22 protein-coding genes are annotated in these 22055 nt (G+C 74.2%); 12 read left to right on the forward strand and 10 right to left on the reverse strand.

What is annotated here, in order from left to right; translation table 11 throughout:
• Positions 1-109 precede the first annotated feature (109 nt).
• Positions 110-2074, forward strand: coding sequence for an ATP-binding protein (locus tag ACFZP7_RS02460; protein WP_385633731.1), 1965 nt, complete (start codon positions 110-112; stop codon positions 2072-2074).
• A gap of 150 nt (positions 2075-2224) precedes the next feature.
• Here ACFZP7_RS02460 and ACFZP7_RS02465 read toward each other — a convergent pair whose 3' ends face one another.
• Complete coding sequence (locus ACFZP7_RS02465) at positions 2225-3346, reverse strand: PP2C family protein-serine/threonine phosphatase (protein ID WP_385633732.1); 1122 nt, start codon at positions 3344-3346, stop codon at positions 2225-2227.
• A gap of 127 nt (positions 3347-3473) precedes the next feature.
• Between ACFZP7_RS02465 and ACFZP7_RS02470 the strand changes: the two genes are divergently transcribed.
• The 4 genes from ACFZP7_RS02470 to ACFZP7_RS02485 all read left to right on the forward strand — a co-directional run bounded on the left by ACFZP7_RS02470 (position 3474) and on the right by ACFZP7_RS02485 (position 8310).
• On the forward strand, positions 3474-3998 hold the full coding sequence (locus ACFZP7_RS02470) for a GNAT family N-acetyltransferase (protein ID WP_127433033.1): 525 nt from the start codon (positions 3474-3476) through the stop codon (positions 3996-3998).
• Positions 3999-4086: 88 nt separating this feature from the next.
• Positions 4087-5541: a hypothetical protein gene (locus ACFZP7_RS02475; protein WP_385633733.1), complete on the forward strand. Its 1455-nt coding sequence runs from the start codon at positions 4087-4089 to the stop codon at positions 5539-5541.
• Positions 5542-5608: 67 nt separating this feature from the next.
• On the forward strand, positions 5609-6877 hold the full coding sequence (locus ACFZP7_RS02480) for an AAA family ATPase (protein WP_385633734.1): 1269 nt from the start codon (positions 5609-5611) through the stop codon (positions 6875-6877).
• Between the two features lie 134 nt (positions 6878-7011).
• Positions 7012-8310 carry a DUF2201 family putative metallopeptidase gene (locus ACFZP7_RS02485; RefSeq protein ID WP_137962082.1) on the forward strand — a complete coding sequence of 433 codons (1299 nt, stop codon included), beginning with the start codon at positions 7012-7014 and terminating at the stop codon, positions 8308-8310.
• On the opposite strand, the gene ACFZP7_RS02490 is transcribed toward ACFZP7_RS02485, so the two are convergent.
• Positions 8259-8675: a helix-turn-helix domain-containing protein gene (locus ACFZP7_RS02490; RefSeq protein ID WP_019324331.1), complete on the reverse strand. Its 417-nt coding sequence runs from the start codon at positions 8673-8675 to the stop codon at positions 8259-8261. The two genes, ACFZP7_RS02485 and ACFZP7_RS02490, sit on opposite strands and share 52 nt — an antisense overlap.
• A gap of 134 nt (positions 8676-8809) precedes the next feature.
• On the opposite strand from ACFZP7_RS02490, the gene ACFZP7_RS02495 reads away from it, so the two are divergent.
• The gene (locus tag ACFZP7_RS02495) at positions 8810-9685 is read left to right on the forward strand and encodes an NAD(P)-dependent oxidoreductase (protein WP_046249363.1); all 876 of its coding nucleotides are present in this window, start codon (positions 8810-8812) and stop codon (positions 9683-9685) included.
• Here ACFZP7_RS02495 and ACFZP7_RS02500 read toward each other — a convergent pair.
• Together ACFZP7_RS02500 and ACFZP7_RS02505 are read right to left on the reverse strand one after the other, a co-directional pair.
• On the reverse strand, positions 9679-10266 hold the full coding sequence (locus tag ACFZP7_RS02500) for a hypothetical protein (RefSeq protein ID WP_127442005.1): 588 nt from the start codon (positions 10264-10266) through the stop codon (positions 9679-9681). The genes ACFZP7_RS02495 and ACFZP7_RS02500 overlap by 7 nt on opposite strands.
• A gap of 71 nt (positions 10267-10337) precedes the next feature.
• Positions 10338-11093: a helix-turn-helix domain-containing protein gene (locus ACFZP7_RS02505; protein ID WP_385633735.1), complete on the reverse strand. Its 756-nt coding sequence runs from the start codon at positions 11091-11093 to the stop codon at positions 10338-10340.
• Between the two features lie 159 nt (positions 11094-11252).
• On the opposite strand from ACFZP7_RS02505, the gene ACFZP7_RS02510 reads away from it, so the two are divergent.
• From ACFZP7_RS02510 to ACFZP7_RS02520, 3 genes are all read left to right on the forward strand, one after another.
• On the forward strand, positions 11253-12116 hold the full coding sequence (locus ACFZP7_RS02510) for an alpha/beta fold hydrolase (protein WP_385633736.1): 864 nt from the start codon (positions 11253-11255) through the stop codon (positions 12114-12116).
• 119 nt (positions 12117-12235) lie between these two features.
• Complete coding sequence (locus ACFZP7_RS02515; RefSeq protein ID WP_385638314.1) at positions 12236-12610, forward strand: ATP-binding protein; 375 nt, start codon at positions 12236-12238, stop codon at positions 12608-12610.
• A 209-nt stretch (positions 12611-12819) separates the two neighbouring features.
• Positions 12820-15453, forward strand: coding sequence for a SpoIIE family protein phosphatase (locus tag ACFZP7_RS02520; protein WP_385633737.1), 2634 nt, complete (start codon positions 12820-12822; stop codon positions 15451-15453).
• 79 nt (positions 15454-15532) lie between these two features.
• On the opposite strand, the gene ACFZP7_RS02525 is transcribed toward ACFZP7_RS02520, so the two are convergent.
• The 4 genes from ACFZP7_RS02525 to ACFZP7_RS02540 form a co-directional block, all read right to left on the reverse strand.
• A complete protein-coding gene (locus tag ACFZP7_RS02525) occupies positions 15533-16330 on the reverse strand; it encodes a VOC family protein (protein WP_031018547.1) in 798 nt (265 codons plus the stop codon).
• Between the two features lie 173 nt (positions 16331-16503).
• Positions 16504-17052 (reverse strand): pyridoxamine 5'-phosphate oxidase family protein, encoded by a 549-nt coding sequence (locus ACFZP7_RS02530; protein WP_019324323.1) that lies wholly within the window; start codon positions 17050-17052, stop codon positions 16504-16506.
• A gap of 215 nt (positions 17053-17267) precedes the next feature.
• The gene (locus ACFZP7_RS02535; RefSeq protein WP_137962084.1) at positions 17268-18425 is read right to left on the reverse strand and encodes an RNA polymerase sigma factor; all 1158 of its coding nucleotides are present in this window, start codon (positions 18423-18425) and stop codon (positions 17268-17270) included.
• 8 nt (positions 18426-18433) lie between these two features.
• Positions 18434-18841, reverse strand: coding sequence for a YciI family protein (locus ACFZP7_RS02540; protein ID WP_019324321.1), 408 nt, complete (start codon positions 18839-18841; stop codon positions 18434-18436).
• 144 nt (positions 18842-18985) lie between these two features.
• On the opposite strand from ACFZP7_RS02540, the gene ACFZP7_RS02545 reads away from it, so the two are divergent.
• Entirely contained in the window at positions 18986-19879 is an 894-nt protein-coding gene (locus ACFZP7_RS02545; RefSeq protein ID WP_385633738.1) for an aminoglycoside phosphotransferase family protein, read from the forward strand.
• Between the two features lie 18 nt (positions 19880-19897).
• On the opposite strand, the gene ACFZP7_RS02550 is transcribed toward ACFZP7_RS02545, so the two are convergent.
• A complete protein-coding gene (locus tag ACFZP7_RS02550; protein ID WP_030969723.1) occupies positions 19898-20299 on the reverse strand; it encodes a RidA family protein in 402 nt (133 codons plus the stop codon).
• 100 nt (positions 20300-20399) lie between these two features.
• On the opposite strand from ACFZP7_RS02550, the gene ACFZP7_RS02555 reads away from it, so the two are divergent.
• The gene (locus ACFZP7_RS02555; RefSeq protein ID WP_210951974.1) at positions 20400-20783 is read left to right on the forward strand and encodes a helix-turn-helix domain-containing protein; all 384 of its coding nucleotides are present in this window, start codon (positions 20400-20402) and stop codon (positions 20781-20783) included.
• 123 nt (positions 20784-20906) lie between these two features.
• Positions 20907-21476, forward strand: a complete 570-nt coding sequence (locus ACFZP7_RS02560) for a snapalysin family zinc-dependent metalloprotease (protein WP_046249356.1) — start codon at positions 20907-20909, stop codon at positions 21474-21476.
• Between the two features lie 61 nt (positions 21477-21537).
• Here the strand turns inward: ACFZP7_RS02560 and ACFZP7_RS02565 are convergent, their stop codons facing one another.
• Positions 21538-21960, reverse strand: coding sequence for a VOC family protein (locus ACFZP7_RS02565; RefSeq protein WP_385633739.1), 423 nt, complete (start codon positions 21958-21960; stop codon positions 21538-21540).
• Between the last annotated feature and the right edge of the window lie 95 nt (positions 21961-22055).

The following is a 22055-nucleotide window of genomic DNA, read 5'->3' on the forward strand; positions in this document are numbered from 1 at the left end:
CGCGCGTTGAAGTGGCTGTGGCGCCGTTGCAGTGACGGTTCTGCAGCGGGGCCGGCCGCCCCTGGGACCAGGGCCGCTCCGCTGTCGTGGCCGCGGCGACTGGGAGGTCATGACGGTGTGGAGATGTGTCGGCAGTCCGGCGGTGCTCCCCGGCGCGGACGACGATGTGATCGGGGACCTCATCGGGCGGGACGAGGAACTGGACCTGTTGCGGCGGGCGTTGGCCGGTCACCGGCTGGTGACGGTGACCGGGCGGGCAGGGGTCGGCAAGAGCCGCCTCGCCGCCGCGGCGGCCGGTGGGGCGTCGCGGCAGCGCGTGGTCGGGGTCCGCTGGCAGGGCCGCGGCCCCGGGGAGCCCGGTTCGCTGGCGTCGGCCGTGTCCCTGGCCCTGGGCGGCCGGCACCGGCTCGACCCCGGCGATCTGGTCAGGCGGTTGGCCGCGCCCGGCACGCTGCTGTTCCTGGACGACGTCGACCCCGTGCACCAGGAGTGCACCGGGCTGGTGCAGCGTCTGCTGGTCGCGCTGTCGGACCTGCGGGTGCTGGTGACCTCGCGGCAGGTCCTCGGTCTCGGCGAGGAGCATGTGCTGGCGCTGCGGCCACTGGCGACCAGCAGCCCGTCCGGCGCCACGCGTCCCGCCGCGGCGGTCGAACTGTTCCTGCACCGCGCGCGGGCCGTGGGGGCGGGATTCCCGGCGGGTCACACCGACGTCCGGGAGGTGGAACGGATCTGCCGGTCCCTCGAAGGCGTCCCGCACGCCGTCGAACTCGCCGCCGAGCAGCTGTCCCGGCAGTCACCGCACGAGTTGGCGGTCGCACTGGAGCGACAGCAGTGCTGGCTGCACAGCGACCGCGCGCGGCTGAGCCGGCATCGCTCGCTGCGGGACAGCGTCGGCGCCAGCTACCTGCTGTGCGAGCGCGCGACGCGCATCGTCTGGGCCAGGGCCAGCGCGTTCGCCGGCGCCTTCGACGAGTCCGCGGCCGTGTTCCTGTGCGCGGGCGGCAGTGTCGAACCGGAACAGGTGCCGTCGTCACTGGCGCAGTTGGTCGCCATGAAGGTGCTGGAGCCGGTGCGTGAGCCGGGAGGTCTGCGCCGGCCCCGCTACCGTTTCACCCGCGCGGCCCGGGAGTTCGGCGCCGCACGCCTGCGCGCGGCGGGCGAGTGGGAACCCGCGCTGGAGCGCCGGACGGCCCACTGCCGTCAGGTGGGCAAGGTCGCGGAGAGCCTGTGGGCGGCGGGCTGCCAGAACCAGGCCGCCCGTCTGGTGGCCGAGGAGCAGGAGGAACTCACCGCGCTCCTCCACCAGGCGCAGGACGACGCCGACCTCGCGGAATCGGCCTGGGACATCGTGGTGAGCCTGTGGTTCTGGTGGGTCGTCCACGGCCGGGCGGGTCAGGCACGGGACCGGCTGGTGCAGTTGCTGTCCTCGGTCCCGGCCGACGACGAAACGGCCGCGAAGGGACGGTGGCTCGCCGCGTGGCTGGTGGCGGAGACGGACCCGGGCACGGCTGCCGACCTCCTGGCCCGGTCCTGGCCGCAGGCCGTGCTGTCCGGGGACGACGCGACGGCCGGCCACATCGCCCACGTCCAAGGGCTGCTCGCACTGTACGCGGGAGACCCGCGGGCCGCCGCCGGGCACTTCGCCGAGGCCGCCTGCCTCGTACCGCCCGGCACACCGTCGGGCCCCTCCCCGGCGGTGAGTCTGGCCGCTCAGGCGCTGTGCGAGGCCGCCTTCGCGCACACCACGGCCGCCCGCACCGCCCACCGGGTGCTGGCACACCCCGACTTCCGCGACGACGCGTGGGCCGTACTCACCGCCCGGTACGTCCAGGCGTACGTGGACCACTGCCACGGGCGCGGCGGTCGCGCCAGGAGCCGTGCGCACCGCGCGCTCGCCCTGCTGGACAGCACCGTTCCCGAACCGCTCGGCGCCCAGGCCCTGCGGGTCCTCGTCACGGACATCGACGCGGGCCGCCCCCACGAGCCTCGGCCGACGGCCCTTCTCTCCTGTGCGGCCGCCGCCCCCGGCGGCACACCCGTCGACAGCGCCCCCGCCACCACCACCGGCGTCTGACGGCTCCGCGTCAACTGTCCACGCCGGCGAAGGCCAGGCGCGGGGCCCGCGCCGTCGCGGAGGACACGCTGCCGGGGGCCGGGCCTCGGCAGACGGGTGCGCCACCGGCTCCGGGACCTCGGCGTCCCGCGCGGCGGCGGGGCCGGCCGCTCACGCCCGGCTCCGGCTCCCCGTGGGACGCTCCACGACGACCATGGCGGCGTCGTCGTCCAGGCGTCCGCCCACGTACCGCAGCAGGTCGGACCGGAAGCGGCGGAGGAAGGCGTCGCAGTCGGTCTCGTCCCACCCGGCGATGCGCCGGGTGAGCGGGTAGAAGGCGCCGTCCGCGTCGCGGGCCTCGGTGATGCCGTCCGTGTACAGCAGCAGGAGGTCGCCGGGCTCGAAGTCGAAACTCTCCACGTCGTACCGCGCCGTCGCCATCCCGCCGAGTCCCAGCGGCGGCGCGGGACGGCGTGCTTCCCTGGTGAGCGGCCGGCCGCCGCGGAGGACGACCGGCGGCGGGTGGCCGCAGGAGACCATGCGCACCCGCTCGTCCCGGTCGGGGATGTCCACGACGACGGCGGTGATGAAGGTCTCTCCGTAGCGCCCCGTCTCGCCCGGCTCCATGAGTTCCCAGCACACACTGCGGTCGAGGTAGGCCACCAACTCGTCCAGGCTCGCCTGCCGGTGCGCCGCGACGCGGAACGCCCCGAGCAGCAGGGCCGCGTCCTCGACCGCGGTCATCCCCTTGCCCCGCACGTCGCCGACGATCAGCCGGGTGCCGGACGCGGTGCGCACCGCCGCGTAGAGGTCCCCGCCGATCCGCGCCTCGGCCTCCGCGGCGAGGTAGAGACTGGCGGTGCGCAGCGGTCCGAGCTGCTGGGGCAGGGGCGGCAGGACCACGCGCTGAGCGGCCTCGGACACGTACCGCACCTGCACCAGTTCCCGGGCACGACGCTCTCGGAAGACGCAGAAGACGACGAGGCTCACCCCGACCAGCACCAGGGCGATGATCTGTGCCTCGTGGTTGGCCGAGAGCAGTTCGTCGGGATCGCGCAGCACGCCGATGGCCGTCTGCGCGCACACCGCCAGCGCGGCCACCAGCCCCACCGTGCGCGGTCCCCCGAACGACGGGGTGATCGCCGGCGCCGCGACGAGCAGCGGACCCAGGTGGATGTGGGGCGGCGCGAGGACGTCGACCACGGACACCGCGACGATCCAGGCGATCGGAACGAGGATCCACGCGCGCCCCGTTCGCTCCGGTCGGCGGGTTCCGTCGAGTCCTTGCGACATGACTCCTCTCTACACCGCTCCGGAACCGTCCGCACCGGCAGACCGGGCCCTCGCCGCGTCCGGGGCCTCGCGCCGACCGTGCGGGCCGGCTCTTGAACGCCGCCGGGTGGGCTGGTTGGGTGGCCGGATGATCGACCTCGCGAAGGGCGCCTGGCCGCCCGCCCCGATCGAGACCGACCGGCTCGTGCTGCGCGCACCCGAGGCCCGGGACCGCTCGGCGCTCGTCGAGCTGTTCGCCTCGCCCGAGGTGGGCGCCCATCTCGGTGGTCCCCGGCCACGCGCCGAGATCGAGCGCTCGATGCCCGGTGCGCCCGAGCGGCGCCCCGGCCGGTTCGTGGTCGCCCTCGGCTCGGCGACGATCGGCCAGGTCACGCTCACCCGGGCCGTGGAGCACCCAAGCCCCGCCGCCGTGGGCAAGCTCGACCTCGGCTGCCTGTTCCTGCCGCACGCGTGGGGGCACGGCTACGCCGCCGAGGCGTGCGCGGCGGCACTCGCCTGGCGCGCCGCCGTCCTCCCCGGCGAACCGGTGGTGCTCACCACCCGGACGGCCAACGTCCGCTCGATGCGCCTCGCGGCGAGGCTGGGCTTCACCGAGGTGGAGCGGTTCGAGGCCTACGGTGCCGAGCAATGGCTCGGCATACTTCTCGAGTGACAGATCATCCGCGGGTGGCTACGCTGCCCACGATGATGAACTTCTCCTCGTACGGATTGGGGGAATCGTTCGCTCAAGGTGAGTGCTGATGGCTCACCTCCTCGCGAACGGTATTCCGCCCCACCTGTTGATGTGGCGACGCGTACGTGAGTACGCCGTGCCACCGTCCATGATCGAGAAGGCGACCGCCCGTCGTGCGGTCGGTGACTGGGCGGGGGCCTGCGCCGCCGCCCGGACCGACGTCGATCTCGATCTGCGCGCCGTGCGCGACCGCCACGGCACCGAACTCGCCACCCGCCTCCGGGCGGATCTGCGTCGGCTGGCGCCGGATCTGCTGCGCTGGCACATGCCCCGGATCGCACCCGACGGGCGGCTGCGCCCGGGCCTCACGCTCAGCCTCGCCCGCTACGGCGCCCCCGGCCCCTCGGCCGTGCACCTGGTGGTGCGGACGCCGCCCGCCCAAGCGGACGCCGGGCAGCGCATGTCCCTGGCCCTGTGGGACGGTTCCCGGCGCGGCCCGGCCGGGCACCACCCGCACCCGCACCCGCACCGGCGTTTCCGGCTCGACCTGCACCGACACCTCTGGGACGCCGTGCGCAGCGCCGACCTGGCGCGGCGGTGCCCGACGGCCGGCCCGGACCACGGCGCGGCCACCGGCCTCGGCCTCCGGGAACACCCCGGGAGCTCCTGGGCGGTGGAGTGCTGGGCCGCCGAAGCGGAGCACCTGCTGCGGGCGGACGGGCTCCCTCGCGGCGCTTTCACGGTGCGCCTCGACGCCCGGACCCGGACCGTGTTCGAACTGGTCGCGCCGGACGACGGCCACGCCCCCACGCTGCGTCCGCCGCACGGCACGCTGCCGCCGCAGGAAGTCGCCGCTCTCCCGGTGCTCCCGGAGGCGGCGGTCCGCGTACCGCCGGACCTGGAGCTGCTGCGGGCCGGCCTGATCACGGCCGAGGACCTGCATCCGCTGGTGGCCGCGGCGCTGTCGCCGCCCGGCGCGCCGCCCGCGGCGACCGCCGCCCACCCGGCCCCGGAAGGCGCCCCGGCGGTCGGGGCAGGCGATCCGCACACGGTGGAGTGCCGGGGCGAGGTCCACCGGATCGCCCTGCGCGACGGCGTGCTGACGGCGGTCGATCACCATCCCGACCAGGTGCGCCGGGAGGAACTGCTGGTGGCGCTGGGCGGCCCGCCGTTGCCCTGTCTGCGGGCCATCGACACCGCGCACCGCAGCCCCGAGGCGCTGCCCGCGGTGCGGGAACGGCTCGTGCACGGCGACTTCGCCGGGGCCCTGGCCGTGGTCGAGTCCCTCCTCGGGCCGGGCGCGCTGCTGCGCGACGGGCCGCTGCGGGACGCGCTGCGCTCCGCCGCGAGCCGCCGCATCGACGACGGACTCTTCCGTTCCGGACTGGTCGCCGAACACCCGGCGGCCCGCGCGAAGCGCACGGAACAAGGGCACCGCCCCCGGACCGACCGTCGTTCGCCCCGCGCCCTGCGCTCCAAGCGCGGCAGCCGGCAACGGCCCCGCACCGCCCTCACCGGCTGACCTCCCAGACCTCCCCCGTTCCACGCACTTCTGCCCTTCGTCGCTCCTCACACCTCAGGTGATGCCCATGACCTCCAGCACGCTCATGTCCCGATCCGCGACGCCCCACGACCCCGAACTCGGCGTCGCCGAAGCACTCCTGTCCCTCTTGCGGACCAGCACCAGTGAGCCTCGGCCCGACGAACAGCTCGAGGCGCTCACCCTGGCCGTCGCCGCCGACCTGCCGGTCCTGCTGTGGGGTGAACCCGGCATCGGCAAGACCGCGGCGCTGACGCAGCTCGCCGAGTCGCTGGACCTGCCGCTGACCACCGTCATCGCCAGCGTCCACGAACCGTCCGACTTCTCCGGACTGCCGATCGTGGGCGACGATCCCGCCGCGCAGGGGGTGCCGATGGCCCCGCCGCAGTGGGCCGTCCGGCTGGTACGGGCCGGGCGCGGCCTGCTCTTCCTGGACGAGCTGTCCACGGCCACCCCGGCCGTCCAGGCGGCGCTTCTCCGGGTCGTCCTGGAACGGCGGGTGGGATCACTGCACCTGCCGCCCGGCGTACGGATCGTGGCCGCCGCCAATCCACGGGCGTCCGCGGCGGACGGGTGGGAGCTGAGCCCGCCGCTGGCCAACCGGTTCGTCCACCTGTACTGGACGCACGACCCGGAGGTGGTGGTACGCGGGCTGGGCGGGGTCTGGCCCCGGGCGGAGCTGCCCCGGCTGGACGCGCGACGGCTGCCGGAGGCGGTCGCGTCGGCCCGGCGAGCGGTCTGCGGCTTCCTCGAGGCCCGGCCCACGCTGATCCACCGGCTGCCGAACAGCGAGGCACGGCGCGGCGGCGCCTGGCCCTCGCCCCGCAGCTGGGAGGCCGCGCTGACGCTGCTGGCCTTCGGCACGGCGGCCTCCGTCTCCCGGGACGTACTGGCGCTGCTGGTGCGGGGCGCGGTGGGGGACGGAGCGGGCCTCGAACTCCTCGCCCACCTGGACCGGATGGACCTGCCCGACCCGGAGATCCTGCTCGCCGACCCGGCCGCCGCCGTCCTGCCCGAGCGGGGCGACCTGCGGCAGGCGACGCTGGAGGCGGTCGTCGCCGCCGTCGGGGCGAGGCCGCGGCGGGAACGGTGGGAGGCGGGCTGGGCGGTGCTGGCCGGGGCGCTGGAGACCGGGGCCCCGGACCTGCTGGTCGGTCCGGCGACGGCGCTGGCCGGGCTGCGGCGCGACGACTGGGAGGTGCCGGAGACGGTGGAGCGGCTGACCGAGGTCATCGGCCTCGCCCGGCAGGCGGAACGGTCGGTGGCACGGGTCGCGGAACGAGCCGGCACCCGGCCGGCCTCCGGGGCGGGCCGATGACGGGGACCGCACGGCGCCGCGAGCCGCACCCGCAACCGCACCCGGACCCGGACCCGCATCCGCACCCGCACCCGCACCCGCACCCGCACCCGCAGGCGAAGTCCCGCCCGGTGGGCCCGGTGCTGCCGCACCCCATGCGCCCGCCCGCGCCGCCGCGGCCGGTGGAGGCCGCCCCGTGGGAGCCTCCGGGTGCCGGTGGCCCCGCCGGGCGGCCGGAACTCCGGCTGGACACCCGGAAACTGCTCGCCGCGCGACTGCACGCGGTGAAGGTCCGTCCCTACCTCGCGGAAGCGCTGTTCGCGCTGCACGTGGTGGAGGACCCGTCGGTGCCGACGATGGCGGTGGACGCCCACTGGCGCTGCTACGTGTCCCCCGCCTTCGTGGCGCGCATGCCGGTGGAGGAACTGGCGGGCGTATGGGTCCACGAGGTCTCCCACCTCCTGCGCGATCACCACGCACGGGGCGAGCGGTACGCCGGGCAGCACGGGGAGCACGGGCCCGGCCCGCGGCTGCGGCGCAACATCGCCGCCGACTTCGAGATCAACGACGACATCTACGGCGACGGCCTGCCCCGCCCCCGGGGCGCGGTGGTGCCCTCCCTTCTGCGGCTGCCGTCCGGGCTGCTGATGGAGGAGTACCTGCGCTCCACGTCGATGTCGCCGCTCGCCGCCGACCTGGCCTGGCTGGACTGCGGCAGCGGCGCCGACGGGCAGCCGCGGCCGTGGGAGCTGGGGCCCGAGGGTGCCCACGGGCTGACCCGCCGGCAGCGGGACGCGGTCCGCTTCCGGGTGGCACAGGGCATCAAGGGCCGTCCCGGTGACGCGCCCGAGGGCTGGCGCCGTTGGGCGGACGAGGCGTTCCACCCGCCGCAGCCGTGGCGGCAACTGCTGGGAGCGGCGGTCCGCTCCGCGATCGGCGCCCCGGGAGCCGGCGACAACCACAGCTACCGGCGCCCGTCCCGCCGCTCGGCGAGCCTGCCCGGTGTGCTCCTGCCCGGTCTTCGGCGCACACCGGCCCGTGTCTGCGTCGTGATCGACACCTCCGCCTCGGTGAGCGACGGCGAACTCGGCAGCGCGCTGCTGGAGGTCGCGGCCATCACCCGCGCGGTCGGCGGCCGGCGCGACCTGGTCACGCTCGTCTCCTGCGACGCCGCGGCCCGCACGGCGGTCCCGGTCTGCCGCGCCGAGAACATCGAACTCCTCGGCGGCGGCGGGACCGACCTGCGGGCCGGTTTCGCGCGGGCCCTGCGCGCCCGGCCCCGACCGGACGTCATCGTCGCCCTGACGGACGGCCAGACGCCGTGGCCCTCCGCACAGCCGCCCTGTCGCACCGTGGTCGGCCTGTTCCCCCGCCCGGCCGACGCCGACACCGACGACCCCGACTACGTCCCCGACCTACCGCCGCCCTGGGCGCGGGTCGTCACCATCGGCTGAGACCCGTCCCTCCCGACCGACACCTTCTCGGCACCGATCCGCCGCATGCGCTCGGTGCCCCACTCTCCCAGTGAGGCCAGGGCGGCGTTGAGCGAGACGCCCTGCTCCGTCAGGGAGTACTCCACCTTGGGCGGCACCTCGCGGTACACCTCGCGGTGCACGAGCCCGTCCTCTTCCATCTCCCGCAGATGCTGGATCAGCATCTTCTCGCTGACTCCCGGCAGACCGCGCCGCAACTCGGCGAACCGTCGGGTTCCGTGGTGGTGGAGCTCCCACAGGATCAGCGACTTCCACTTGCCGGCGACCACATCCATCGCCGCGTCGATGCCGCAGAAGTAGGGACCGCGCCGTGCCGACTTCGTCATTCGCCCCTCCCGGGCGTAGGTACTCACCCGCGGGTGAGTACCCCACTAATTAGTCCGTACTGGTCAACCTTACCGACGACGGAGAGGATCAACTCACCGGTGAACACCGGGAAATGACGAGAGGGAAGACGACTGTGACGACCCACGACAAGGTCCGGGTGAGTGTCCTCGGGCTGGGAGAGATGGGACGCGCCCTCGCGGGCGCCCTGGTGAAGGACGGACACACGACGACGGTCTGGAACCGCTCGCCGGGGAAGGCCGACGACCTCGTCGCCCAGGGCGCGGAACGCGCCGCCACGGCCCGCGACGCGGTACGGGCCGGCCCACTGGTCATCGCCTGTCTGCTGGACCACGCGTCGGTCCACGAGGTGCTCGACCCGCTCGCCGGCGAACTCGCCGGGCGCACCCTGATCAACGTGACCACGACGTCACCGGCTCAGTCGCGGGAACTGGCCGCCTGGGCCGCCGACGCGGGAGTCACCTATCTGGACGGCGGGATCATGGCCGTACCGGACATGATCGGCAGGGCCGGCTCCTCGGTCCTCTACAGCGGGTCCGCCGACGCCTTCGACCGGTACAAGCCGCTGCTCGACACCTGGGGAACCAGTACCTACTTCGGTGAGGACGCCGGGCTCGCGTCGCTGTACGACCTGGCGCTGCTCGCGGGGATGTACGTCATGTTCGCCGGCTTCCTGCACGGCGCCGCGATGGTCGCCCCGTCCGGTATGAGGGCGGGCGAGTTCGCCGCCATGGCCGCGCCCTGGCTGTCCGCCATGACCGGTGCCTTCGAGGGGTTCGCCGCGGTCATCGACGGCGGTGACTACACCGTGGAAGGGCAGCAGAGCCTCGAGTTCTCCGACCTCGGCGACATCCTGGCGGCCAGCTCCGACCAGGGCGTCAGCACGGAGGCGGTCGCCATGGTCCAGCGGCTCATCCGGCGTCAGATCGACGCCGGTCACGGAGGGGAGGGATTCGCCCGCGTCTTCGAGAGCATCAGGCGGCCTCAGTGAGACGGTGACGGCGGGCGCGTCTCCAGCACCAGCGCCGTACCGGCCACGGTCCGGTCCTCGTGCAGGTTGATCCGCCGGCCGGGGACGACGTGCGTCCAGTGGGACGGTGTGAGGGGAACGAGCCGGACGGTGGCCCGGCCGCCCGGCTCCAGCCAGGGCAGGTCCTCGACCCAGAGCGCGGCGACGCTCACCGAGAGGCCCCCGGTGGGCGCGGGGATGCCGATGTCCCACATGGGCCGCAGGACACCATGGCCGGGAATCGGTGTGCTGCGTCTCGCCTCCGCGGCGGGACGCAGGGTCAGGTCCGCCCGGATCATCCCGCTGCGCGTCTCGGCGGAGCGCCAGTGGCACCACGCGGCACTCCGTTCGAGACCGAGCCGCTCGGCGGCCTCGGCGAGCCGGTCCCAGAACGCCGAGGACAGGGGCCGTCCGTCGCCGAACTCCTCCAGGACGTCCAGAGCGACCTGCCAGTCGTCGTGGGCCAGGCAGTCCCAGACGTCCCGCAGGGACAGGTCGTTCGCGGTGGCGGCCTCTTCCGGCACCAGGAGGCCGGCCGACTCCAGGAGTTCGACGACGTCCATGCCGTGCCGGCCGGTCGCGGGCGGCGGTCCGCCGGCCGCGGCAGGGCCGTGGCCCGGACCGCCGCCGGGCTTCACGTCGGCCACGCCCGGTCGTCCACGGTCAGGAAGGGTTCGCCCACCACCGCGCCCGGCGTCGCGCCCGTGAACGCGAGGACGTCCCGGTGGAGATGGGACTGATCGCAGTATCCGCCGTCCGCCGCGACCCGGGCGGCGTCCTCGCCCGCGACCAGCCGGTGCACAGCGCGGCCGAAGCGGACCAGCTTCGCGGCACGCTTCGGCGGCACGCCCACACCGGAACGGAACCGGGACCACAGACGCTTGCGGCTCCACCCGACTTCGGCCGCCAGACGGTCGACCCGGACCAGGCCCCCGCCGGCCACGATGCGCCGCCATGCCCAGGCCACCTCCGGGTCCACCGGTGGACGCGTCGCGCGGCGCCGGGCGAGGAGTGCGTCCACGAAGTCGAAGCGGTCCTGCCACGAGTCCGCACCGCCCAGCCGCTCGCGGATCCATGTCGCCTCGCCGCCCCACAGGTCGTCGAGGGTGGCCGCGCCATGGGCCAGTTCGGCCGGGCAGACGCCCAGGACCGCGCCCGCGACCACCGGCGACAGGCGCACCTGCACGCACTCGACCCCTTTCCCCCAGGCGCGCACCCCGCCTCCGGAGCCGAATCCGGGGCCGGCCACGAGACTTCCCCGCAGGCACCGCCCGGCACCGTCGCCCACGGTGGGGGTCTCCGATCCGAACTCGAGGATCAGCATCACGGCCGGATGGGGCACCACGCGCAGGTCGCCGACGAGCGGACCCGGCACCCGGAACCCGGCCATGTCGACACCGGGGATTCGGCTGGGACGCCGTGGACGTGCCACGCCCCAACCGGCCGAGCCGTCGCACGCGCCCATGGGGGGAACCATCCCCGCATGCTACGCGGACACGGGGAACATTCGTCCAAGCCGCGGGAGCGCACCGTCGGGGACCGTGAGCCCATGACCCCTTCCGAAGTCACCCCGTCCGCGACCGGCGACGACCGCACCACCGAGGAATCCGTCCTCCGCCTGGATTCCGGTGACCTCCTGGTCCGCCGGGACGGCCCGCGCGACGCTCCCGCGCTCCTGCTCGTCCACGGATCCGCCACCTCCGGCCGGTCGTGGGACGCGCTGGTCCCGTTCCTCACCCCGTCCCATCACGTCATCCGTGTCGACCTGCCTGGACACGGCCGCTCGGCGGAACCGGCCGGCCGTGCGTACGACACCTCCGAACAGGCGCGCACCCTCGGCACGGCCCTGGACCGGCTCGGCGTCGCGCACGTCCTGGCCGTCGGCCACTCCAGCGGCGGCTGCGCCGTCACCGCCCTCGCCGAGCAACGCCCCGACCTGGTGACCGCGCTGGTGCTCGTCAACACCGGCCCCGCCCTGGACGCCTTCATCGCCGCTGAGCCCATGCCGCTGGACCCCGCGCGGTGGCCGCCGACGGACGATCAGATCCGCCGGTTCGCGAGCACCGGGTTCCGTGCGGGACACCCGGTCCCCCAGGAACTCGTGGACGAACTGCGCGGCATGACGCATCACGCGGTCACGGCCTCGATGCGGGCGACCACCGACTACCTCAAGAAGCGGGCGCTGCCGGACCGGTTGGCGGTGCTGGGCAAGCCGCTCCTGGTCGTCTTCGGCGACCAGGACCGCAGATGGCGCCCCACTTCCGCGGCCGACTACCGCGTGGTCCCGGGAGCGAGGGTGGAGTTGCTGCCCGGCGCCGGGCACACGCCCATCCTGGAGGAGCCCCGGCGGACCGCCGCACTGCTCCTGGACTTCGCCGAGACCCACCGGGCCCCGGGGGCCGACTCCGCGTGACTCCCCCGCTTCATTCCCCCGGTCGGGGGTACTCGACGGCCACGGAGTCTCACCCGGCTGGGGGAACGGCAGTGGATGAATCGTCGCTGAGGGCAGTGGGCTGGGCCCGGTCGCTGCCCATGGGGAGCACCCCGAAGACGGCACGCGACTGGGCACTCGAGCATCTGCGGACGCTCGACTGGACCGACGGCGCGCCCTCGACCGTGGACGCGGTACTGCTCACCGTCTCCGAACTGGTCACCAACGCCCACGTCCACGCCCGCACCTCCGCCCAGTTGGTCATGACCTGGGACGGTCGCTGCCTGCACGTCGCGGTGCACGACGCGTCCGGCGAACTGCCGACCACGCGTCCCCCCAGCGCCCAACGGCCGGGAGGGCGCGGCATGTTCCTCGTCGACGCGCTCGCCGACGAGTGGGAGACCCGCCCGTGCCCGGACGGCAAGACGGTCATCGCCTGCTTCCGCCCGCCCACCGCCGGCATCAGCCGCTCCTGACCCCCGCACGGCCCGACGCACCGGCCGCACCGGCCACCTGCCGCCGCACCGTACGCAGGGGGCATTCAGGCGGAAAGTGCTAGAAAGGGTATATGCAGGGGCGTCCCGCTCGACGGAACCGCGCAGGCAGGCCTTCGGCGGGCCTGCCCGGCGAGGAGAGGAGCCCGGGCCGACCGTGGGGTCTGCGTGGGCGCAGTGTCGCCGGACAGGTGTTCCTCCTCCAGGTCGTCGTCGCGGTGATCCTCATCGTCGCGGCCGTCGTGGGGCTCACCCTCCAGGCGCGCAACGACGCCGAACAGGACGCGCAGGCACGCTCACGTGCCGTAGCGGAGACCCTCGCGCACTCACCGGGCATCGCCGCGGCGCTGCGGTCCGACGACCCCACCGCCAGGTTGCAGCCGCACGTGGCGGCTGCCCACCAGGGCACGGGGGTGGACTTCATCGTCGTCATGGCGAGGGACGGCACCCGTTACGCCGACACCGTCCCGCGGCTGATCGGCGAGCGGGCGGACGACGTCGAGCGGGCGGCCCGGGGCGAGGCGTTCACCGACATCTACGAGGGTGATCCGTCGGACGCGGCGCGCGCGGTCGTCCCGGTCACCGGCGACGGCGGCTCCGTCCTGGGGCTGGTCGCGGCCGGCGTGCGCCTGGAGACGGTCGGGGAGTCCCTGCGGGGCCAGCTTCCGGTGATCATGGCCTCGGCGGGTGTCGCGCTGCTCCTCGCCGTGGGCAGCGCCGCGCTGGTCAGCAGGCGGCTGCGCCGCCAGACCCGGGGCATCGGGCCGAGCGAGATGACCCGGATGTACGAACACCACGACGCGGTGCTGCACGCCGTACGCGAGGGCGTGCTCATCACCGGCGGCGACGGACGTCTGGTACTGGCCAACGACGAGGCGCGACGGCTGCTGGAACTGCCGGCGGACTGCGACGGGCGGCGGATCACGGACCTGGGCCTGAACCCGGCCACGGTCGAGCTTCTCTGCTCCGACCGGCCCGTCACGGACCAGGTGCACCTGGCCGGGGACCGGCTGGTGTCCGTCAACACCAGGCACACCGCCCCGTACGGCGGCCCCCGCGGGAACGTGGCGACCCTGCGGGACACCACGGAGCTGCGCGTGCTGGCCGGCACGGCGGAGGCCGCGCGTGAGCGGCTGCACATCCTCCACGAGGCGGGGGTGCGCGTCGGCACCTCCCTGGACGTGGTGCGCACGGCCGAGGAGCTGGCGGACGTGGCCGTGCCGCGGTTCGCCGACTTCGTCACCGTGGACCTGCTGGGCGCCGTGGCGCGCGGCGAGGAGCCGCCCGGCAGTCCGGCGGAGATGCGGCGCGCGGCCCTGCGCGGCATTCGGCCGGACCACCCCTTCCGGCCGGTCGGCAGCCGCGTCCCGCTCGACGCCCCGGGGACACCCGCGGCCACCGCGCTGGCCGGCGGCCGGGCGGTGCTGGAAGCCGATCTGACGACCGTCGACCGAGGGCCGGCGCAGGACCCGGAGAGTGCCGGCGCGGTGCGCGCGTACGGCGTCCGCTCCCTGGTCGCGGTGCCGTTGCGGGCACGCGGCGTCCCCCTGGGGGTGGCCCACTTCTGGCGCACCGAGGGCTCTGATCCCTTCGACGGGGAGGACCTGACCTTCGCCGAGGAGCTGACCGCCCGGGCCGCCGTCGCCATCGACAACGCCCGCCGCTTCACCCGTGAGCACACGATGGCGGAGACCCTTCAGCGCAGCCTCCTGCCGCACGCCCTGCCCGGCCAGAGCGCGCTCGACATCGCCTACCGCTACCTGCCGGCGCAGGCCCGGGTCGGCGGCGACTGGTTCGACGTCATCCCGCTGCCGGGTGCCAGGGTCGCGCTCGTGGTCGGCGACGTCGTCGGGCACGGGCTGCACGCGGCGGCCACCATGGGCCGGCTGCGCACCGCCGTGCAGAACTTCTCGACCCTCGACGTGCCCCCGGACGAGTTGCTGGCCCACCTGGACGAGTTGGTCAGCCGCCTCGACCAGGAGGATCCCGAGGACCTGAGCGGAGAGGCGGTCACCGGCGCCACCTGCCTCTACGCGGTGTACGACCCGGTCTCCGGCCACTGCGGCGTCTCCAGCGCGGGGCATCTCGCCCCCATGCTGATCCACCCCGACGGCACCGTGGAGACCCCGGCGGTTCCGGTCGCGCCGCCACTGGGCCTGGGCGGCCTCCCCTTCGAGTCCGCCGAACTGCGGCTGCCCGCGGGCAGCACCCTCGTCCTCTACACCGACGGGCTGGTGGAGCGGCGCGAACGCGACATCGACACGGGGGTGGAGCTGCTGCGCGACACGCTCGCCGGGACGTGGCGGCGCACTCCGGAGGAGATCTGCGAGGCCGTCTTCGAAGCCATGCTTCCCGAGCACCGCAGCGACGACGTCGCGCTGCTCGTGGCCCGCACCAGGCTGCTGGACCGCTCCGACGTCGCCGACTGGGACGTCCCGCGCGATCCGGCGGCCGTCGGCACGGTCCGCAACGCGTGCAGCCGCCAACTGTCCGCCTGGGGCCTGGACGACATCGCGTTCACCACGGAGCTGATGCTCAGCGAACTGCTCACGAACGCCATCCGGCACGGGTCCGACCCGATCCATGTGCGATTGCTCCGCGAGCGGGCGCTGATCTGCGAAGTCTCCGACGGCAGCAGCACCTCCCCGCATCTGCGCCGGGCGGCCACGACCGACGAGGGCGGACGCGGCCTGTTCCTGGTGGCCCAGCTCGCGCAGCGCTGGGGCACGCGTTACACCACGACCGGCAAGGTGGTGTGGACCGAGCAGTCCCTGACGGCGCCGCCCGTGGGCGACGGTCCGCTGCTCGACCTGCCGTTCGACTAGGACGTGCGGGCAGGTTCCGTGCCGGCCCGTGGAGGCGGCGTTCGGCGGGCGGCGGCCGACCGTCCCGTGCGGACGCCGGTCAGCCCTCGCTCGGCTGGAGCACCACGAAGTCCGCGCCGGCCGGGTCGAGGCAGACGGCCAGCCGGCCGACGCCCTCCGCGTCCTCGGGGCCCATCTGCACGCTGCCGCCGTTGCCGGTGACCGCGGCGACCGCGGCGTCGCAGTCGGTGACGGCGAAGACGGGGTGCCAGTAGGGGCGCCCGCCCGCCAGGGCCAGGTCCTGCTCCCTGAGCTGCATGAGCCCGCCGTGCATGCGGTCCTCGGGGAGTCCGGCGGGGGTGATGAGCGTGTACGTGCCCCCTCCGCCCGGCATCTCCATGTCACCGAACTGCCAGCCGAACACACCGCCGTAGAACTCCTTGGCCGCCGCGGCGTCACTGGTGTACAGCTCCGTCCAGCACAGGGAGCCCGGCTGGTCCACCAGCTCGACGCCCTTGGTCGTCCCCGGCTGCCACACGGCGAACTGGCCGCCCAGCGGATCGCTGTACTGGGCCATCCGGCCCCAGTCGTCGAGGGCCATCGGCGCCACGCGCACCGTGCCGCCCGCGCGCTGGACGGCCTGGGTCGTGGCGTCCGCGTCGGCCACGGAGTGGTAGATCATCCAGGCCGGGCGGGCGCCCTCCTCGGTGAGCTGGCCGAGCCCGGCGACGATCTTGCCGTCCTTGCGGAACATCCCGCCTTCCGGACCCTCCTCCCCGGTCATGGGCTCGTACTCCCAGCCCAGGACCGCGCGGTAGAACGCCGCGGCGGCCGGGACGTCCGGGACCCCGAGGTCGAGCCAACAGGGCGAGCCGGAGGCGAAATCGGTGGTGATCACAACGATTCCCTTTCGCAGATCCTGTGTGATTCCAGCGTGACACCCGCCACTGACAATCGCCCGTCGGCCCGTGCGGAGGGGCGGTGGAGGCCGGGGCGGTCGACTCGGAAAGGGCCTGCGCAGACCGGCGCGGACCGGCACGGACCGCCCGGCGTCTCGGGAGAACCGGCGTCTCAGGAGAAGGTGTAGCGGGTGTGGCTGAACACCCGGCCGTCGTGCCCGAAGGCGTACGCGGCGCCCGGTGCCACGGCGAACAGCAGGTCGTCGCCCTGACGGATGCTGTCGCCGAGACCGTGGAAGGTGCCCTCCGGCGAGACGACGTGGTCCCCGTACTGCTCCTCGAACGCGGCGATCACCTCCTCCTGACGCGCCGGGTCCGTCACCCGCTCCGCCGTGCCCTCGACCACCAGGTCGAGGCCCTCGGAGAGGGAGGCGTTCCCGGTGGTGAGGACGCAGTGGGCGTTGCCGGCCAGATTCTTGGCCTTCTGCTCCCCCGGTCCGGTGCTGAAGTGCAGCGCCCCGTCGTGCCAGGCCGCGATGAGGGGCGTGACGTGCAGGCGGCCGTCCGGCCGGACCGTGGTGATCCAGAAGACCTCGGCGGCACGCAGTCGCCGCTCGGCCTCGGCCCAGTCGGTGGCGGTGACGTCCTCGGTGCCCGGGCGCGGGTTGAGCGCGGCGCTGTAGCGGGCGTCGAGCTCCGTCCTGGGGTGCTTCGGTGTCATGCCGGGACTCCTTCCCTGTCACTTCCACGGGTGCCCGTGGCCGTGGGCCCGGGCATCCCGCCGGGGCCATGATCGGAACAGTTCGTAACGCGTCCGGCAACCCCGCGGGGGGGCGAACGCCCGGCAGGGGTGCCCGCACCGCCCGTGGAACGACCCCTGACCGTCGCGGTACGAGCGGTTTCCCCTCGCCGCCCCGGCAGCCGCGGAAGGCCGGCTCATGGTCCCGCTCCCGTACGCCGGCGGGCGTTGAGTCTCGCGGCCTGCCGGGTCAGGTGATCGCGTTCGGCGAGGCTGGACGCCTGGTGCGCCGCCTCGGCGTACAGCCGCGCCGCCGTCCTGGGGTCTCCGGCCCGCTCGTGGAGGTAGGCCGCCGCCGCGGCGTGGCGGGGCAGGGTGTCGTCCAGCTCGGCCAACGCGGCCAGGCCGGCGCGCGGTCCGTCGGCCTCACCGACGGCGACCGCCCGGTTGAGCCGCACGACCGGGCTGTCGGTGAGGCGCACCAGTTCGTCGTACCACTCGACGATCTGCACCCAGTCGGTCTCGGCGGCGGTGGGCGCGTCGGCGTGGAGCGCCGCGATGGCCGCCTGGGCCTGGAACTCCCCGAGCCGGTCGCGGGCGAGCGCGGCCTGGAGGATGTCGATCCCCTCGGCGATCGACGCGGTGTCCCACCGGCCGCGGTCCTGCTCGGCGAGCGGGACCAGGCTGCCGTCGGGTGCGGTCCGGGAGGCGCGCCGGGCGTGGTGGAGCAGCATGAGGGCGAGCAGCCCGGCGACCTCGGGGTGGTCGACGGCGGCCGCGAGCCGCCGGGTGAGCCGGATGGCCTCGGCGGCCAGGTCCACGTCGCCGGAGTAGCCCTCGTTGAAGACCAGGTAGAGGACGCGCAGCACGGTGGCGACGTCGCCCGGCCGGTCGAAGCGGACGCCGGAGACGGTGCGCTTGGCCCGGCTGATGCGCTGCGCCATGGTCGCCTCGGGCACCAGGTACGCCCGCGCGATCTGCCGGGTCGTCAGGCCCCCTACCGCGCGCAGGGTGAGCGCGACCGCGGACGACGGTGTCAGTGACGGATGGGCGCACAGGAAGTAGAGCTGGAGCGTGTCGTCCGTCGAGGGCGCGGGTCCGGCGGCCGGTTCCCGGTCGGCCAGGTCCTCCCGCCGGCGGCGGGCGGTGTCCGCCCTCGTCGCGTCGAGGAACCGGCGCCAGGCGACGGTGATCAGCCAGCCCCTGGGATCGCGCGGCGGGTCGTCCGGCCAGACGCGGACCGCCTCGACCAGCGCCTCCTGCACGGCGTCCTCGGCCGCCGCGAAGTCGGCTCCGCGGCGGACGAGGACGGTGAGGACGCTCGGCGTGAGGCTCCTGAGCAGGGCCTCGTCCATGACCGAGGTCATTCCGTGACGGTGGGCGAGACTCCGTAGAACGGGCGCAGTTCGAGCCACTCGTGGATCGGCCTGCCGCCCGCCCCGGGGGCCGCCGACAGCTCCCCGGCCAGCTCCACGGCCCGCTCGTAGCTGTCGACGTCGATCACCATCCAGCCGGCGATGAGGTCCTTGGTCTCGGCGAACGGACCGTCGGTGACCGGCGGGCGCCCCTCACCGTCGTACCGGACCCATGTCCCCTCGGGGGCGAGTGCCTGACCGTCGACGAACTCGCCGGTCTTCTCGAGCCGGTCCGCGAAGTCCCGCATGTACTGCATGTGGGCCGAGATCTCCTCGGGTGTCCACTGGTCCATCGGCACGTCGTTGACCGCCGCCGGTGCGCCCCGGTAGTGCTTCAGCAACAGGTACTTGGCCATCGTCGTCTCCTCGGTGCGTGCGGCCCATTGTGGTCGCGTTCATAGCAGGGACGGAGCCGGTCACGGGTTCTCGACATCACCGCCGACACTTTTTTGGCTCTCCCGGCGGGACCGGCCGCTGCCCGCCCCGTACCGTGGACCGGCATGACCGACTCCACACCCGGGATCACCGCGGCCCTCGTACGCGATCTGCTGCGGGAGCAGCACCCCGATCTGGCGGGACTGGCCCTGCGTGAGGTGGCCGGTGGATGGGACAACCAGCAGTGGCGTCTGGGGGACGGGCTGGCCGTGCGCATGCCCCGCACGGAGCGTGCCCCGGGTCTCCAGTACAAGGAGCGCCGGTGGCTGCCCGTCCTGGCCCCGCGTCTGCCGCTGCCCGTTCCCAGCCCCGTCCGGATCGGCGAGCCGTCCGCGCGCTTCCCGAGGCCCTGGACCGTCATGACCTGGGTCCCCGGCGAGCCGCTGGACCGGAGCCCGATCGGTCGCGGTGACGACTCGGCCGACCGCCTGGCGGACTTCCTCAAGGCCCTGCACGTGGAGGCACCCGCCGACGCTCCGACCGCCTCGGACCGCGGCGCCCACCCGAAGGACTGCACGGACGGCTTCGACCACTTCTTCGACGCCGTCGCCCCCGGCGACATCGCCGACGGTCTCCGGGCCGTCTGGGACGACGCCGTCGCGGCACCCGGCTGGGAGAGACCGCCGGTGTGGGTGCACGGTGACCTCCATCCCGCGAACGTGGTCGTCTCGGACGGGGCCCTCAGCGGTGTGCTCGACTTCGGCGACATGTTCGCCGGCGACCCGGCGTGGGACCTCGCGGCCGCGTGGGTGCTGCTGCCCCGTGGCGCCGCCCCGCGCTTCTTCGAGGCATACGGGCGCGCCGACGAGGGGACCGTCCGGCGCGCCCGTGGCCTGGCCGCCCTGAAGGGACTCTTCCTCCTGCGGACGGGCCGCGACGGCGACCGGGGCCTGCCCGGCGGCAAACCGGCCTGGGGCCCCGCCGGCCGGGCGGCGCTCGACCGCGTGCTGTCGTCCTGAGCCCGGTGGTGCCGGAGGTCAGGCGGGCAGCCTCCGGTCGACGACGAAGGCGATCTCGACGACCTGGCCGGGGAAGGTCAGTTCGGTGACGCCGACGACCGTGCTGACCGGGCGGTGCTCACCGAAGTAGGCCCGATTGCCCGCGGCCGCCGCCTCGGCGTTGTGGCGCAGGTCCACCACGTACAGGGTCTGTGAGACGACCTGGTTCCGGGTGGCGCCGTAGTGGTCCAGGACCTTGTCGGCGTTGGCGTACGTCCGCTCGAGCTGGGCGGCGAAGTCGTCCGCGTGGACGAACTCGCCCGCCGGGTCGAGCGCGAGCTGTCCGGAGACGTGGATCAGGTCGCCGGACCTGATCGCCTGCGAGTAGCCGAACTCGTCCTCGGCCGGGACCCGGTGGTGGAAGGCGTCGATGACGCTCACGGTGTTCACCCTTCGCTTCACTCTCTTGTGGTTACTGGGAGACTGTAGGAGAGTGGGCGCCGACCTGGAAGAACGCACTTTTCGGTGACTGAGGAACCTGATGGTGACCAAACAATTGCTCAAGGGCCTGCCCGAGGACGCGGATCTGAGGCGGGCGGACTCCCTGGCGCGGGAGATCTTCTCCGACGTCGCCAACAAATGGGCGCTCCTGATCATCGAGGCGCTCGGCGAGGGCACCCTGAGGTTCAGCGAGCTGCGCGACGAGGTGGAGGGCGTCAGCCACAAGATGCTCACCCAGAACCTGCGCATGCTGGAGCGCAACGGTCTGCTGGAGCGGACGGTGTACCCCACGGTGCCGCCGCGGGTGGAGTACACGCTCACCGAGCCGGGCCGGGCCCTGCGCACCACGGTCGACGCCATGTGCGGCTGGACCCACCGGTACCTGGGCCACATCGAGGAGGCGCGCGACCGGTTCGGGAAGTGACGGGCCGGCCGGTACCGATGGACCTCCCGGCTCCGGAATGACGGATTGGCGTCCCGGTGCGGTGGGCAGGGAGCCAGGTGGTGTCATGACCACGACTACCTTCCCCCCACAAGGAGGTCGACCATGCACGTCCGCATCCTGAGCGCCGGCGCCGCCGCCGTGCTGCTGGCGGCTCTGCCGACGCTCGGCGGCCAGGCCGTCGCCGCCACCCCGACCGGTGCCACCGCCCTCGCCCCGGCAGCGGCCCGGGTCGTCACCTACGACGCGAGCGGCGCCGCGGAGTTCAGGTCCGCGGTGGACCGGGGCGCGGCCATCTGGAACGAGAGCGTCGACGGTGTGGAACTGCGCCCGGCCGCGTCCGGCCGGCGCGCCGACATCCGCGTGCTCGCCGACAACGGCTGGCCCCGCGCCCTGCCCGGTCCCCTGGGCAGCGGCACCGTCTACATCGGCCGCCAGGCCGTGAACCAGGGCTACGACACGGTGCGCATCTCCTCCCACGAGCTGGGTCACATCCTGGGCCTGCCCGACCGCAAGCCCGGCCCCTGCTCCAGCTTGATGTCGGGCTCCAGCGCGGGCGTATCGTGCACCAACCCCTACCCGAACGCGGCCGAGAAGGCCGAGGTCGAGGAGAACTTCTCGGCTTCCGTCGGGGCGTCGGTCCCGGCCGTACGGTCCGCGACGGTCGGGGACTGACCCGACGCGTCGTCCTCCCGGGCCGCCGGCGCGCCCCGGCGCACGCCGTCACCCCCGTGGCTCACGGCGCAGCGGAGACGAAGACGCAGAACGGATGACCGGAGGGGTCCGCGAAGACGAAGAGCGGCTCCTCCGGGTCGTCGGAACGGTCGAGCAGGAGTTCCGCGCCCAGCTCCTCGGCCCTGCGGCGCTGGCGGGCGAGTGCCCCGGTGTCGGGCACGGTGAGATCGAGGTGCGCCTGCATGGGAACGTCGTGCGACGGCCATGTCGTCCGGGGCAGGCGGTCCACCAGCTGGAAGGCGAGGCGGTTCGTCCCGTCGGGCGAACGCAGCACGAGCCAGTCGGGCTCCTCGGGCGCGCCGTCCGCCGGCGGCTCGTCCCCCGGGCGGTACGCCAACCCGAGCAACCGCCTGTAGAACTCGGCCAGTCGCCTCGGGTCGGTGGTGTCCAGCACGGTCTGCAGCAGCCGGGGGTACTCGCTCATCGTTCCTCCGCACGTAGCCGGTGTCCCCCTTCCTCTGCCCGCTTTCCGCGCCGAGGCACGAGTCCGCGGGCACACCGTCGGCGCCGCCCGCACGG

It is taken from the genome of Streptomyces sp. SudanB5_2050, assembly GCF_964272335.1.
GTDB classification, from domain to species: Bacteria; Actinomycetota; Actinomycetes; order Streptomycetales; family Streptomycetaceae; genus Streptomyces; species Streptomyces rochei.

Excerpts from the sequence above, each read along its gene's own strand:
- ACFZP7_RS02460 (WP_385633731.1), top strand. The coding sequence starts at position 110 with ATGACGGTGTGGAGATGTGTCGGCAGTCCGGCGGTGCTCCCCGGCGCG.
- ACFZP7_RS02465 (WP_385633732.1), bottom strand. The coding sequence starts at position 3,346 with ATGTCGCAAGGACTCGACGGAACCCGCCGACCGGAGCGAACGGGGCGC.
- ACFZP7_RS02470 (WP_127433033.1), top strand. The coding sequence starts at position 3,474 with ATGATCGACCTCGCGAAGGGCGCCTGGCCGCCCGCCCCGATCGAGACC.
- ACFZP7_RS02475 (WP_385633733.1), top strand. The coding sequence starts at position 4,087 with ATGGCTCACCTCCTCGCGAACGGTATTCCGCCCCACCTGTTGATGTGG.
- ACFZP7_RS02480 (WP_385633734.1), top strand. The coding sequence starts at position 5,609 with ATGACCTCCAGCACGCTCATGTCCCGATCCGCGACGCCCCACGACCCC.
- ACFZP7_RS02485 (WP_137962082.1), top strand. The coding sequence starts at position 7,012 with ATGCGCCCGCCCGCGCCGCCGCGGCCGGTGGAGGCCGCCCCGTGGGAG.
- ACFZP7_RS02490 (WP_019324331.1), bottom strand. The coding sequence starts at position 8,675 with ATGACGAAGTCGGCACGGCGCGGTCCCTACTTCTGCGGCATCGACGCG.
- ACFZP7_RS02500 (WP_127442005.1), bottom strand. The coding sequence starts at position 10,266 with ATGGACGTCGTCGAACTCCTGGAGTCGGCCGGCCTCCTGGTGCCGGAA.
- ACFZP7_RS02505 (WP_385633735.1), bottom strand. The coding sequence starts at position 11,093 with ATGGCCGGGTTCCGGGTGCCGGGTCCGCTCGTCGGCGACCTGCGCGTG.
- ACFZP7_RS02510 (WP_385633736.1), top strand. The coding sequence starts at position 11,253 with ATGACCCCTTCCGAAGTCACCCCGTCCGCGACCGGCGACGACCGCACC.
- ACFZP7_RS02515 (WP_385638314.1), top strand. The coding sequence starts at position 12,236 with ATGGGGAGCACCCCGAAGACGGCACGCGACTGGGCACTCGAGCATCTG.
- ACFZP7_RS02530 (WP_019324323.1), bottom strand. The coding sequence starts at position 17,052 with ATGACACCGAAGCACCCCAGGACGGAGCTCGACGCCCGCTACAGCGCC.
- ACFZP7_RS02535 (WP_137962084.1), bottom strand. The coding sequence starts at position 18,425 with ATGGACGAGGCCCTGCTCAGGAGCCTCACGCCGAGCGTCCTCACCGTC.
- ACFZP7_RS02540 (WP_019324321.1), bottom strand. The coding sequence starts at position 18,841 with ATGGCCAAGTACCTGTTGCTGAAGCACTACCGGGGCGCACCGGCGGCG.
- ACFZP7_RS02545 (WP_385633738.1), top strand. The coding sequence starts at position 18,986 with ATGACCGACTCCACACCCGGGATCACCGCGGCCCTCGTACGCGATCTG.
- ACFZP7_RS02555 (WP_210951974.1), top strand. The coding sequence starts at position 20,400 with ATGGTGACCAAACAATTGCTCAAGGGCCTGCCCGAGGACGCGGATCTG.
- ACFZP7_RS02560 (WP_046249356.1), top strand. The coding sequence starts at position 20,907 with ATGCACGTCCGCATCCTGAGCGCCGGCGCCGCCGCCGTGCTGCTGGCG.
- ACFZP7_RS02565 (WP_385633739.1), bottom strand. The coding sequence starts at position 21,960 with ATGAGCGAGTACCCCCGGCTGCTGCAGACCGTGCTGGACACCACCGAC.